The sequence below is a fragment of the Plectonema cf. radiosum LEGE 06105 genome, from assembly GCF_015207665.1.
Classification (GTDB): domain Bacteria; phylum Cyanobacteriota; class Cyanobacteriia; order Cyanobacteriales; family Nostocaceae; genus Rivularia; species Rivularia radiosa_A.
Map to the genome: position 1 here is coordinate 20,689 of NZ_JADEWL010000011.1, position 12,928 is coordinate 33,616.

12 protein-coding genes are annotated in these 12,928 nt (G+C 36.6%); 3 read left to right on the forward strand and 9 right to left on the reverse strand.

What is annotated here, in order from left to right; all coding sequences use genetic code 11:
• The first annotated feature begins 103 nt into the window (after nt 1–103).
• Nucleotides 104–1,441: a pentapeptide repeat-containing protein gene (locus tag IQ247_RS05385; RefSeq protein ID WP_193917805.1), complete on the forward strand. Its 1,338-nt coding sequence runs from the start codon at nt 104–106 to the stop codon at nt 1,439–1,441.
• A 185-nt stretch (nt 1,442–1,626) separates the two neighbouring features.
• Here the strand turns inward: IQ247_RS05385 and IQ247_RS05390 are convergent, their stop codons facing one another.
• The 3 genes from IQ247_RS05390 to bioD form a co-directional block, all read right to left on the reverse strand.
• Nucleotides 1,627–1,887 (reverse strand): hypothetical protein, encoded by a 261-nt coding sequence (locus IQ247_RS05390; RefSeq protein WP_193917806.1) that lies wholly within the window; start codon nt 1,885–1,887, stop codon nt 1,627–1,629.
• Nucleotides 1,888–2,320: 433 nt separating this feature from the next.
• A complete protein-coding gene (locus IQ247_RS05395) occupies nt 2,321–3,550 on the reverse strand; it encodes a M20 family metallopeptidase (RefSeq protein ID WP_193917807.1) in 1,230 nt (409 codons plus the stop codon).
• A gap of 149 nt (nt 3,551–3,699) precedes the next feature.
• Nucleotides 3,700–4,380, reverse strand: coding sequence for a dethiobiotin synthase (bioD, locus tag IQ247_RS05400; protein WP_193917808.1), 681 nt, complete (start codon nt 4,378–4,380; stop codon nt 3,700–3,702).
• Nucleotides 4,381–4,483: 103 nt separating this feature from the next.
• Between bioD and IQ247_RS05405 the strand changes: the two genes are divergently transcribed.
• Nucleotides 4,484–5,470, forward strand: coding sequence for a phosphotransferase enzyme family protein (locus IQ247_RS05405; protein WP_193917809.1), 987 nt, complete (start codon nt 4,484–4,486; stop codon nt 5,468–5,470).
• 817 nt (nt 5,471–6,287) lie between these two features.
• Here the strand turns inward: IQ247_RS05405 and IQ247_RS05410 are convergent.
• On the reverse strand, nt 6,288–7,982 hold the full coding sequence (locus tag IQ247_RS05410) for a serine/threonine-protein kinase (protein ID WP_193917810.1): 1,695 nt from the start codon (nt 7,980–7,982) through the stop codon (nt 6,288–6,290).
• A 974-nt stretch (nt 7,983–8,956) separates the two neighbouring features.
• Between IQ247_RS05410 and IQ247_RS05415 the strand changes: the two genes are divergently transcribed.
• Nucleotides 8,957–9,949, forward strand: coding sequence for a ribose-phosphate pyrophosphokinase (locus tag IQ247_RS05415; RefSeq protein ID WP_322745440.1), 993 nt, complete (start codon nt 8,957–8,959; stop codon nt 9,947–9,949).
• A 167-nt stretch (nt 9,950–10,116) separates the two neighbouring features.
• On the opposite strand, the gene IQ247_RS05420 is transcribed toward IQ247_RS05415, so the two are convergent.
• The 5 genes from IQ247_RS05420 to IQ247_RS05430 all read right to left on the reverse strand — a co-directional run bounded on the left by IQ247_RS05420 (nt 10,117) and on the right by IQ247_RS05430 (nt 12,825).
• The gene (locus tag IQ247_RS05420) at nt 10,117–10,302 is read right to left on the reverse strand and encodes a DUF6887 family protein (protein ID WP_193917814.1); all 186 of its coding nucleotides are present in this window, start codon (nt 10,300–10,302) and stop codon (nt 10,117–10,119) included.
• On the reverse strand, nt 10,299–10,475 hold the full coding sequence (locus tag IQ247_RS33545) for a DUF6888 family protein (RefSeq protein ID WP_375341214.1): 177 nt from the start codon (nt 10,473–10,475) through the stop codon (nt 10,299–10,301). The genes IQ247_RS05420 and IQ247_RS33545 overlap by 4 nt, the downstream gene beginning before the upstream one ends.
• Nucleotides 10,476–10,600: 125 nt before the next feature.
• The gene (locus IQ247_RS05425; protein WP_193917816.1) at nt 10,601–10,801 is read right to left on the reverse strand and encodes a DUF6887 family protein; all 201 of its coding nucleotides are present in this window, start codon (nt 10,799–10,801) and stop codon (nt 10,601–10,603) included.
• A gap of 361 nt (nt 10,802–11,162) precedes the next feature.
• Nucleotides 11,163–11,273 carry a DUF6888 family protein gene (locus tag IQ247_RS33550; protein ID WP_375341215.1) on the reverse strand — a complete coding sequence of 37 codons (111 nt, stop codon included), beginning with the start codon at nt 11,271–11,273 and terminating at the stop codon, nt 11,163–11,165.
• A gap of 133 nt (nt 11,274–11,406) precedes the next feature.
• Nucleotides 11,407–12,825 (reverse strand): NADP-dependent isocitrate dehydrogenase, encoded by a 1,419-nt coding sequence (locus IQ247_RS05430; protein WP_193917818.1) that lies wholly within the window; start codon nt 12,823–12,825, stop codon nt 11,407–11,409.
• Between the last annotated feature and the right edge of the window lie 103 nt (nt 12,826–12,928).

The window sequence follows — 12,928 nt, forward strand, 5'->3', positions numbered from 1 at the left end:
CAATTGCAACTTTCGACAGATATTGCATTTTTAGGACAAATGATATACTCTTTAATCCCACTCCTTTCGGTAAGAATTCTGTGTTGTGAGGAATACTGTTTCTATGTCTGCTAAAAAGACAGACGCTCTAACGAATTGGTTGATAGGAATTACAATCTTTTTTTCCGTTTCACCAATTGTTATTTTCACAGCGATTTCAAAAATAGAAGGATTGTCAAATGAAGAAAAAATCGAATATAAAAGTCAGGCTTTAATGACTTCTACCGGATTTTTTCTGGGATTGGCAATAATTATTAATGCTTATTATGGAGCTAAACGCACCATAATCATGGAAAAAAGCTTACTAGCAGCTTACAAAGATAACCAAATAAATCAACAAAATATAGAACTTAAGCAACAAAAGCTGTTAGCAGAGCGTTTTATGAGCGCAATTACTCAACTTGGACACGATAGTGTTGCTACTCGCACTGGAGCTATTTATGCTTTAGAAAGAGTTGCTCAAGAATCGTCTCAAGAGTATTGGACAATTATGGAAATTCTGACAGCTTTTGTCAGAGAAAATCGTATTACTAGCTTTACAAAATTTAAGGCAAGCACTGAAGTCACAAAAATTCCTACAGACATTCAAGCAGCACTCACTGTTATTGGTAGACGAAATGCAAATCAAGATCCTGAAAATAAAAGACTGAATTTAAGGAATGCTCAAATTAGGGGAGTTGACTTGAGTAATGCAAACCTACAACGAGCAGATTTACGCAATGCCGATTTATCTGGAGCTTGTTTACAAGGAACTGATCTGTATCGTGCAAACCTCGATGGTGCTACAATATCGCAATCTAACCTTTATCAAGTCAATTTGCAACAAGCAAGCTTAAAAGGTGCTAATTTAGCCGGTTCAATTATAAATAAAGGTTTGCTCTATGGTGCTAATCTCCGAGATGCTAACCTTTGTGGAGCTTCTTTACGGGCAGCTAATTTAATCGGGGCTAATCTTTATAAAGCTAATTTGATGGGAGCTAATCTCAAAGCTGCTAATTTAGCGGGAGCAAAATTATTTTTAGCTAACCTGCAATCAGCAAAACTCGATAAAGCCAAAATGTATGAAACTGGTTTAATTGGAGCCAATTTACAGCAAGCAAATCTAAGTGGGGCTGATTTGCGACAAGCAAACCTGAATGCAGCTAAACTTCAACAAGCAGAAGTTTATTTTGCCAACTTTTCTAAAGCTTCCTTGAGAGAAGCGAATTTTTCAGGAGCAAATCTAATGGGAACCGATTTTCAGTCATGCATTTTGTACGAAACCAATTTTAGTGGTGCTAATTTAACTGCTGCAAATCTTTCTTACACAGACTGTTACGATGTAAACCTTGAAGGAACAATCCTCAAGGGAGCCAAAAATTTTCAACCCCAGTTACACAAAATGGCTATTGGTGAATATTGACCAATAGGTATTTTACCAAAACTATCCATCAAGAGTAACGTCAAAGATTATTTTTTATTACCAGGGTGCTTGCCACCACTTGTGCTTACCAGTTAACATCTTAAATTAATATTAATTTCCATCTTTTTTTGACTTTCTCTTCATAAAAGTTATGATAATTATTTGTAATAATCCAAAGTTCAAAATCAAAAAGTCATATCATGTTCATAATCCCAACATTTACCATCTTGCCATGTTCTATTAGTATGCTTGCATTCAGATTCGCTATGAATCCAAGGAATTGATGTCGGAAATACCGCAACAGGTTTAATAAATAAAGACATTACAGAGTATATAGTGCAATAACCAGACACTATTAATAAACTCATAATTGTAGTACTAAAGATAATTCTACTAGGAGTCCAAAAAGTAATTTTTGCTCTGGGAGCTTCAAGTCTAGAGCGCATAATTATTCCTTATTTAAATATGATAATGTTTTAAATGGCGTAATATAAACCGCTTTTTAAAAACTTTTTTAATGTCACAATCATTTTTTAATCATGTGCAAACCAATTTTTAAACAACTATTGTAAAACCAATGTTGTCTTTAAATAAAAGGGTTAATTACTTCCCAATATTGACATAAGAATTTCCGGAATTAAAAGCTCTTATCCGTAGTTTTTACTAAATAAAAATACTTGTTATTCTTTTTTTAAAGATTAATCGGTAGACTCTGCACAATCAAGTTATAAATATGTTATACAAAAACTTTTCTCAATTTACAGCCGCATAACTACGGTTTTTAAGTAGATAATTATTACTTACCAGTATAGTATATATCATTAAAAACTACGTATTGGAAATTTTAAGGGGAGATGGGGAGAAATTAACTGTCAACTGTCAACTGTTAAAATATTTTTCTACACAACGGACGAAAATTTCTACTCCCATAGCTAATGCTGTTTCGTCAAAGTTGAAACGGGGATGATGATGGGGATAAGCTAAACCTTTTTGGGGATTTGCTGAACCCAAGAAGAAGTAACAACCGGGAACTTCCTGTAAAAAGAATGACATATCCTCACCACCCATTGTTTGACATTCTGGTACTATCCCCACATCTGTTTCCACAACTTGTTCTGCTACACTGCGGACTAATTCAGCCATGTGGATATCGTTAATTGTGGGTGGGTAAAGTTCCCAATATTCTAAGTCATAACTAGCACCATTAATCTGACAAATCCCCGCAATTATTTCCTGGACTCGCTGCTGAATAAATCCTTTAAAATCAAGATTAAAATATCTTACTGTACCGCTCATTCTAGCAGTGTCAGCGATAACATTCCCTTTAGTTCCTGCGTGAAATTCTCCTACCGTCACCACAGCCGAATCAATGGGGTTGATATTACGAGCGACAATAGTTTGTAAAGCATTGACAACTTGAGCAGCAACAACTACTGAATCAACAGTTTGGTGAGGCATTGCACCATGTCCACCTTTGCCCAAAATTGTACAATGGAATGATTCAACAGCCGCCATCAAGGCACCGGCACGAACACCCACTGTTCCTAAAGGTAGATTATTCCATAGATGTAGACCAATAATTGCATCGACATCGGGATTTTTTAATACCCCAGCTTCAATCATCGGTTTAGCACCACCAGGCCCTTCTTCAGCAGGTTGAAAGATGATTTTAATAGTACCAGAAAAACTATCTCGATGTTGTTGTAAATATTTTGTTGTACCAAGGGCGATCGCAGTGTGTCCATCATGTCCACAAGCGTGCATTATTCCCTGGTGTTGTGAGCAGTAAGACACCTCGTTAAGCTCTTGAATGGGTAAAGCATCCATATCGGCACGAATTGCCAATACTCGATGATTTTGATGGGATTCTACTGGTTTACTACCATTAATAGTAGCAACAATACCCGTTTGAGCAATACCTGTTTGATGTTCAATTCCCCATTCTGTTAACTTTTGGGAAATAAACTTGCTAGTAATTTGCTCGGCAAAACCCAACTCCGGCTTTTGATGAATTAACCTGCGCCATTCGATAATTTGTGGATGTAACGAACGAATATCAAGTCTAACGCTAGATAAATTGGCAGATGCACTTGGAAAGGTAGAAACCATAATAATTTTAGATTTTAGATTTTAGATTTTAGATTTTAGATTAAAAATCTTTAAATATAAATAGAGTAGAAAGTTAAGCATTTTAATTTTTTAATTATTTTTCCCACTAACCTCGTCTCCCCATTCCCAAAGTTCAATTATTAATTAAATTAATTAAATAATTTTTCTAATTGTAAATCGGATGCGACTCGTGCTAATTCGTCTAAATCTAAAGGATTTTCTAAATAGGGTAAACAACCTAAAACGGGGATATTTGTCAAGGATTCAATCAAATCTACTGGTGTCCAATCGCTAATTTGTGCGGGTGTCAAGGGCTGCTGACAATTTAAGATAATTCCTAAAAGCTGTACTTTTGCCTGTTTTGCTAAAGCTACATTTGCGACTGCTTGAGAAATCGCACCCAATTTTACGGGTACAACTAATACTGTAGGTAAACGCCATTCTCCGGCTAAATCGGCGACTGTAAATTCATCCGTAACCGGAGAACCCAAACCTCCTAAACCTTCTACTAAGACGAATTTGTACCTTTGTTGTAATTGAGTAAAAGTTTGCCAAACTATACCTAAATCTACCTCTCTATTTTCTTTTGCTGCGGCTATTGGTGGGGCTAATGGCGCTTGAAAATACAATGGTGTAATCTCAGTGTCAGATTGCGATAGTGAAAATAACCTTTGATAGATTTCGCGATCGCCAATTCCCGATTGAATTGGTTTCATGATTGCTAAACTTAGCTCTTGACGATATTTTTCTAAATAAGCAGCTAAGGCTGTGGTAAAAACGGTTTTACCTGCGTCAGTATCAGTTCCAGTAATAAATAATGTTTTTAGCAATTTTAGATTTTGGATTAATTAAAACGATTAACTATTGTTTCTTCCTTCGTATTAAGTTACTATCACTTACTATCTATTTATCAACATCGTTTTTTTGATAAAGATGCCACAAATTGAAGTTTACGAACGCATCGCCAAAACTGTACTCAATCAATATGCTTTAGTTGACGAAAAAATACAATTTCTAGGTCATAGTGAAAACGTCACCTTTTTTGTCGAAACCGCAACAGAAAACTTCCTTCTTCGTATTCACCAACCAATCTCAGCGTCAACCGATAAGCAATGGCAACGACCAGATATTATCGAATCAGAACTTTTATGGCTTACTGCTTTGTATCGTGATACCGATATAGTAGTGCAAGAGCCGGTACAAAATCAACAAGGTAAATGGATAACACAACTTATAGAAAATGATACTCGAAATATTTTGTATTGCTCGTTATTACATTGGATTGATGGCAATATTAGTGAAACTCAACGAACATCGCAACAAGCTTACCAACTCGGCTTACTAATGGCTCAATTGCATCAACATAGCACTCAGTGGGAATTACCACAAAATTTTGTCCGTCCAATCTATGATCAAAATCGTCTTAATACAGCACTCCAAGCACTTTACCCAGCAGTATCTAATGGCTTGATTTCGATAGAGCATTACCATCTACTGACAACAGCAACTCAGAAGATTAAAAAGGTGATGCAAAGCTTGGAAACAGTTCAAAATTGGGGATTAATCCATGCTGACTTACATGAAGCTAACTATTTATTTCACAACGAGCAAATTCGACCAATTGATTTTTCTCGTTGTGGCTTCGGATATTATCTTTATGATATTGCTCAGTCAATTGACCATCTAATTCCTCAAGTGAGAACCTCATTTTTTGAGGGTTATCAAACAATTCGTAATTTACCCGCAAATTATCTACAGATAACAGAGGGATTTTCGATCATGGCATCCCTAGAGGTTTTTGCTTTTCATGCCAACAATCCCCAACAACATCAATGGCTTTCAGATACCGTTCAATATGTAGCTCAGAAACACGTTCCTAAATATCTTGAAGATAATTCGTTTTTGCTTGATATTTATTAAACTATTTTGTAAATCATTTTACTTAGATTTTAATTTTATCTAAATCTAATTTGCAAAATATTAAAAAGCAAAAATACGTCCAAACAGATTATATATAAATTTTATTTTACATGAAAAGTGACTTAGGCGACATCTAAAAAACCAGGTAATTTGGTTAGATAAATGAAAATACTCTCATTAATAATGGCTTTATTCTCAACAGAATGATTTTTGCTTAAGTTTTATTGCGAAATACTGAACTTTTTTGGTGTTTATATGTAGAGTTGTATCTTTTTCTCGGTAATAAAGGTGTTTTGTGTAACTTCAAAAATAATAAAGCCGTATTTTGACTGAGAAAAACTGAATTTGTTGTAGATTGTGGATATAGCTTGTTGAAGATTAACTAGATTTTAAAAGTTATCAGTTATACAATGGGGTTTAAATAGAACACCATAGTCCGCCCGGTTTGCTGTTCACTGATTTAAGTATTATATTTTACTATCAAAGTAAAAAAATAGTATTTACATTGAGAAAAAGCTGGGATTATATAACTGCCGGATGTCAAAATTGCTGCAAATAAATTTATTTGGAGTTTATTTGGGGATATTGGCGATCGCCAAGCTGACGTTAAGAAAATTAATCTCAAACATTCTACTCCCTTACCACTTTTCCTAATTGTTTCATAATCTTACTGCACTAATAGTCACCTGAATAAATATTGCTGTTGTTTATGAGTTTAGCAATAGAGTGAACCAAATTCGATGGAACTTAAGTTAAAGAAAATCAACCCTGTTTTATTGCTTGAGAATTGATTTTTTTATCGAAAGTACTTTCCATTTCAAGGAGTTGTTGAATCCGACTCAGATTCCGGAGTGGGTTCCACAGTTGGGTTAATTGTTTCGTCTCCGGAAGGAGTTGGTTTGAGTATAGAGGGAACTTTAATTGGTGGTAGACTTAGACCGGGGGAGTCGGAATTTGGAACGTTGTCATCTGATGGTGTCGGTGTTTCTTCTGTTGGTGTTGGAGTCTCTTCTGTCGGTGTTGGTGTTGGTGTTGGTGTTGGTGTTGGTAATTCTGGTTCTCTCAATCGGACTCTCAAGATATATTCAGCTTCTTGAATATCTGGCAGATTGTTTAACTCAATAGTATATTTACCAGTAAAAGGTAACTTCCCTTCATAAAAACTTACCTGTCGGGCAGCATTATCAATTAACTCTTGATTTGGACCTAATACTGATAAAGATACACCATTTTCTTCAACTAATATTGCTGTAAAACTTTGTTCTTCTTGACCGTCAAAAGTGTACTGAATAGTTTGATTAGCTTTCAATGTACCTCTGATAGTCGCTGTATTAGAAAGTCCTAGATTCAAGCGTTTGCTAAAAACAATCGGTTGATTATTAGGTGTTGGTGTCGGTGTGAGAAAAGGAGAAGCAAATGTTTGTGGGGGAGGTGATTGTGTTTGAGAAAGTAATGCATTGCGAATAGTTCTGACCAAAGCCCAAGAACCCAACCCCGCAAATGCTACTACAAGCGCAGCGATTGCTCCTACAGCCAACGGATTATCTACAAGCGAATTTTGTCGTGGTGGTGGAATTACCGGGTCAGGTTGACGACGAGGTGGCTGTACTGGGTCAAGTCTACCACCAACAGCGACCGTCCGCATTCCCGATAAGTCGGGTTTGGCTGCGGTAGGTTGATTTAAAGAATTGAATGCTTCCAAAACTTCCATTACACTTTGATAACGACCACCAGGTTTGTTGCTTAACATTCGATTCAAAATTTGAGCAAATCGGGGATTAACACTCACCCAGCGCTGCCAATTCCAACTTAAAAGGTTGTCATCAAATAATTCCGTGGGTTCCTTCCCAGTCAGTAAAACTATTGCACTTACAGCTAAAGCATACAAATCGCTACTAGGATAAGCTTGACCCGTTTGAATTTGCTCGCTGGGGCAATAACCTGGTTTCCCAACATAAGTTTCAGGAGTAGTAGATCGCGAGCGCAATCGGGTAGCTAATTCTTTTACCACCCCAAAATCAATTAAAACCGGCAATTTATCACTTTCACGCATGATAATATTATCTGGTGAAATATCGCGGTGAATGATTCCCTTACCGTGAATATAATCTAATACTGGCAGTAAAGAACGTATCAACCGCAATACTTCAGCTTCCGTAAAAGCACCACCTACAGCTTTACGTTCTGTGAGTAAATCGTAGTAAGTTTTTCCCTCAACGTAATCCTGTACCAAAAATAAGCGCTGGTCTTGTTCAAACTTTTCGCGAAACTGCGGAATTTGAGGATGTTTAATTTGATACAAAATAGCCGCTTCTCTAGCAAAAAGCTCCTGTGCTTTTTCCCAAGCAGAGGTTCCTGTAGCATTGGGAATTAACTCTTTAATGGCGCAAAGTTCATTAAAACGTCTTTGGTCTTCCGCTAAATAGGTTCTACCGAATCCCCCTTGACCCAAAATTTTAATAATTTTATAACGATTTTGTAATACAGTGTCGGCGCTAATTGGTGGTTGCATAATCGAATGATTTTTATGTCGTTTAAATAGAGAGTAGGGAATTATAACCTTTAATCTTTAACCATTTTGTCTAATTTCCCAATGGGTCAAAAGATAAATCAGCTACCTTTAAGAAAAAATTAAATTTAAGGGAATTAGAGGTAAAGATAATCACTTGTTATTTTTAAAATAGAATATAGATGTATATTTTAGACAGACAATATACATTTAGAAGTATTTTTGTCAATTAATTCGACTCAAGTTAAGTTGGTATGGGTTCCCTTAAATATTGGCTGTAATGCGAGTATTCATGAAAAATCCTCAAATTTACTTTTGTTGGCAAGTAGTTGTAAAGAGCTAAATCGACAAGATTGAAAACTGAGTAAAATCGAGCAATTAGGGTATACACGTACTTGTTTGCCATATATTTGTCGGATTTAGAACATTAAAGCCGATATGCTAGGTTATCAACAAGAGCATTAATATTCTAAAATATTTAATTGGTGTACAATTTAGACGATATAAGTACTTATACTCAAAAATACAAATAGGTTCAGATATTAATACATTAGTTGAGAATTAAGTGAATTAACCAACCATTAAAAGCCTCATGGGATTTAAAGTTATAAATAATTACGAGTCAGAAAAATATAAATTCAAGAAAAATATACTTTAAATGCGATTTTTTGAGTTTTGTAAAATCTGTAAAGATAGGAGGTTAAAGCTCAATTAATATTCATATATAATTTTTCTTTGCAAAAAAAAAACTATAAATAGGTCTGGTTAAACTAGTTGATATCAGTTAAGCTGACAATGGTTTATTTATCATCGATGAGAAGGAAAATTTATAGAAATGGATAGTTTGATGGAGGGATGTCTGAGGATATAAATCAAAGTTTTTGCAGAAATAACAATCAATAATGGGTGACTATTTAAGTTCAGTAAGTAAAATCTCTAATCATAGGATTGCCATGAATGCACAACAAGGGGCTGCTGTGCTGAGTACTGCCACTTTAAAAATGCAACCAGCAGCAAGCGGACCTACAGATAATCATCGTCTGCGACTGTTCTCTGGTTCTGCCAATGTACCATTATCTCAAGAAATTGCCCGTTATTTGGGTATGGACTTGGGACCAATGATTCGTAAAAGATTCGCGGATGGCGAACTTTACGTGCAAATACAAGAATCGATTCGGGGCTGCGATGTTTATTTAATTCAGCCCTCTTGTCATCCGGTGAACGACAATTTAATGGAATTGTTAGTGATGATTGATGCTTGTCGTCGAGCATCTGCGAGACAGGTGACAGCAGTGATTCCCTACTACGGTTATGCTCGTGCAGATCGGAAAACTGCGGGACGAGAATCAATTACAGCCAAACTGGTAGCAAACCTGATTACCCAAGCAGGTGCAAACCGGATTTTGGCGATGGATTTACATTCGGCACAAATACAGGGTTATTTCGATATTCCCTTAGATCATGTTTATAGCGTACCAGTAATTCTCGAATATTTGGCGAGTAAAAACTTGTCCGATATTGTGGTTGTTTCCCCCGATGTGGGTGGTGTCGCCAGAGCTAGGTCATTTGCGAAAAAGCTGAATGATGCACCCTTGGCAATTATCGATAAACGTCGTCAAGCCCATAATGTCGCTGAAGTCTTGAATGTCATTGGTGACGTTGAGGGCAAAACAGCAATAATCGTAGACGACATGATTGATACTGCTGGAACTATCACTCAGGGAGCGCGTTTACTGCGTGAAGAAGGGGCGCGTCAGGTGTATGCTTGTGCGACTCATCCTGTCTTCTCTCCACCCGCAATTGAGAGACTTTCTAGCGGTTTATTTGAAGAAGTAATTGTGACTAATACAATTCCTTTAGATGAGAGTAAACGCTTTCCTCAATTAGTAACACTTTCAGTTGCTAATCTGATTGGAGAAACTATTTGGCGGATTCACGAAGATAGTTCTGTCAGCAGTATGTTCCGTTGAGGAATCAATTTTAAGTGATCAAATATCAAGGATGAAGTTAACGGTTGGTAATCTTCATCCTTTATTTTTTGATTTATTAGGGAAGAGCGAAGAGGGAAAAGTATTTATAATTAAGTTTGTTCTTGAATCTTGACATACCGTACTAGAAGCACGGGGCTTGTATCCCATTATTTTTCGGTCAATCTTTGTTTTAATTCGGCTTCTAATTGTTCATCCGTGCTAACTACTACTCTATTGGGTTTTGCTCTAATAATTGAAAGATAATGTTGAAATGCATCTTCGTCTTGAGGATGGGATTTTATGTATTCTCGCAATTCTGCCTCGGTTAATTGCTTGTAATCGAAATTACTCATTGTAAAATTATTTCTCCATTAGTTAAAATTTCTACTTGGATTGTTTCTCCTATTAGCACCACTATTCTTTGAGTTCTGATGTCAAATCTGGTTAATTCAACGGTTTTAAACAGGTTACTTGTTCTTACGCATAATCTATAGAAAGATTTTAATTGTTCCGGAGTTGGTTCCACTGGCTTAAACTACTCCTTTACCTTTTATACTAAATGCCTGTAATCTAGTTTTCTCATTAATTTTGCATAAAATCTCAAAAATTCTGCTTAAAAAAGTGCGTTATTACAAAAATGACTACTTATGTTTATTTATCCGCTATATGTTGTCGAAAAATTTTCTGCAAATAACTCATATCTTCTAATGATTGAGGTGCTGGATAAATCGGACTATTTGGGTTTCTAAATTTATCTAAATAAAATTCAAAAGCTGTTTTATCATCTCGATTATCCAACATATATTGGCGTAATTCTTCTCTGCTCATTGAGTCAAAATCTGGGGTATTCACTATACAAAACGACCTTCACCATTTTCTAAAATTACTTATTCTATTTCTTCACCAGCTAGAAAATAAATTACTTTTGTCCTTTCATCAAAACTCCTGGGTCTGAAACCCCGTCTTTGAAAGACGGCTTTTTAAAATGCTGGTTTTTAAATGGATATAATCCCAAGAACCAGCAAACTTGTTTAAGTCCCTTCGCCCAACACAACCAAGATGTCCTGTCTAACAGCATCTAACCAATTAGATTTACAGATAGTCCGAACTAGGGAAATATTCAGAAGTGTTTGCCGGGTTGCGTCTCAATGGGCTATTCACCGCTTACGTTGCCCGAATTGGTTCGGACAATCCCCGCACTTTTAGGGCGGGGTTAGTGAACTATCCGAATTAGATTTATAGCTCTATACATACTAGTTATAGAAGTACTAAGAACAAAACAAGTTTTTAGCTGTTCCGCTGTTGGTAGTCCTACTATATTCATGGTAAATATATCCCGAAAATTTAGCCACTATTTTTATTATCCGATACCATTTATAACCTGCAAAGCTTCACAAAAAAGGTGCGTTACGTGCTTACGCACTAACACACCCTACAAGAAAAATAACTCTTAACTCCTAAAACCGTTTAATAATCGCTTCGGCAAACTCGGAACATTTTAAAGGTTCAACTTTCGGTTCCATTAATCTTGCTAAATCGTAGGTAACTTGTTGATTGGCGATCGCCTCTCCTAAACCTTTCTTAATTAGGTGTGCGGCTTCTTGCCAACCCATGAATTCCAACATCATGACACCGGATAATATCACAGAACCGGGGTTAATTCGGTCTAATCCGGCGTGTTTGGGTGCTGTACCATGGGTAGCTTCAAATATCGCTGCATCATCGCCAATATTCGCTCCTGGCCCCATTCCTAAACCCCCAACGATGGCGGCAGCAGCATCTGATAAATAATCGCCGTTGAGGTTCATTGTTGCCAAAATTGAATACTCATCAGGACGGGTTTGAATTTGTTGGAAAATACTATCGGCAATGCGGTCATTAACCATAATTTTCTCTTTCCATTTACCGTTACCATGAGTTTCCCAAATTGAGTTAAGAACTGTTTCCACTTCCTTGACAATTTGCTCTTTCTTGTCTTGTGTCAGGGAATCGTAACCGGGGTCAATCATCCGAGCATTTTCTTCGGGAGAAATATCAGATTTATTTTCCTTGTTGCTCAAAATCCAAGATTCCCGTTCGGTAACGCATTCGTCACGAAATTCTGAAGTTACTAATTCGTAGCCCCAATCGCGGAAAGCACCCTCGGTATACTTCATAATGTTGCCTTTATGCACCAAAGTCACCTGCTGTTTTTCCTTGGGCAATTGCAAAGCTTGTTTGATAGCACGACGTACCAAACGTTGGGAACCAGTTTTACTAATAGGTTTAATCCCAATCCCGGAATCTAGAGGAATTTGTTTTTTACCATGTTCGGGAGTAGCAGGAATCAATTCTTCATTCAACAGCTTAATGAGTTTGTTGGCAATTTCATCACCTTGTTTCCATTCAATCCCTAAATAAATATCCTCAGTATTTTCCCGATAAACTATCACATCAAGTTTTTCCGGATTTTTGTGAGGAGAAGGAGTACCGGGGTAGTAACGACAAGGACGTACACAGGCATAAAGTTGAAAAATTTGTCGTAAAGCTACATTTAAAGAACGAATTCCACCACCGATCGGAGTTGTCAAAGGACCTTTGATAGCAACACCATACTCTTTAATTGCCGTTAAAGTATCTTCGGGTAAATACTGGTAAGTACCGTATAAATCACACGCTTCATCCCCAGCGTAAACTTTAAACCAGCTAATTTTGCGCTTATCGTTATAAGCTTTAGATACAGCAGCATCCAGCACTTTTTGTGTAGCGGGCCAAATATCAATACCCGTACCATCACCGCGAATAAAAGGAATAATGGGGTTATCGGGAACTTGTGGTTCACCGTTCACAAAAGTAATCTTTTCTCCGCTTGTGGGGGGTTTAATTTTTTCGTACATGACACATTCCTTTGGGATTAAACAACAAGATTTTTAGCTTAGTCAATTTCTACCTGAAAAGAAAATTTAGAGTTAGAAAGACTAGCAAATTTTGTTTGATCTT

Excerpts from the sequence above, each read along its gene's own strand:
- IQ247_RS05395 (WP_193917807.1), bottom strand. The coding sequence starts at position 3,550 with ATGGTTTCTACCTTTCCAAGTGCATCTGCCAATTTATCTAGCGTTAGA.
- IQ247_RS33550 (WP_375341215.1), bottom strand. The coding sequence starts at position 11,273 with ATGAATATAGTAGGACTACCAACAGCGGAACAGCTAAAAACTTGTTTT.
- IQ247_RS05430 (WP_193917818.1), bottom strand. The coding sequence starts at position 12,825 with ATGTACGAAAAAATTAAACCCCCCACAAGCGGAGAAAAGATTACTTTT.
- IQ247_RS05385 (WP_193917805.1), top strand. The coding sequence starts at position 104 with ATGTCTGCTAAAAAGACAGACGCTCTAACGAATTGGTTGATAGGAATT.
- IQ247_RS05420 (WP_193917814.1), bottom strand. The coding sequence starts at position 10,302 with ATGAGTAATTTCGATTACAAGCAATTAACCGAGGCAGAATTGCGAGAA.
- IQ247_RS05405 (WP_193917809.1), top strand. The coding sequence starts at position 4,484 with ATGCCACAAATTGAAGTTTACGAACGCATCGCCAAAACTGTACTCAAT.
- IQ247_RS05390 (WP_193917806.1), bottom strand. The coding sequence starts at position 1,887 with ATGCGCTCTAGACTTGAAGCTCCCAGAGCAAAAATTACTTTTTGGACT.
- IQ247_RS05410 (WP_193917810.1), bottom strand. The coding sequence starts at position 7,982 with ATGCAACCACCAATTAGCGCCGACACTGTATTACAAAATCGTTATAAA.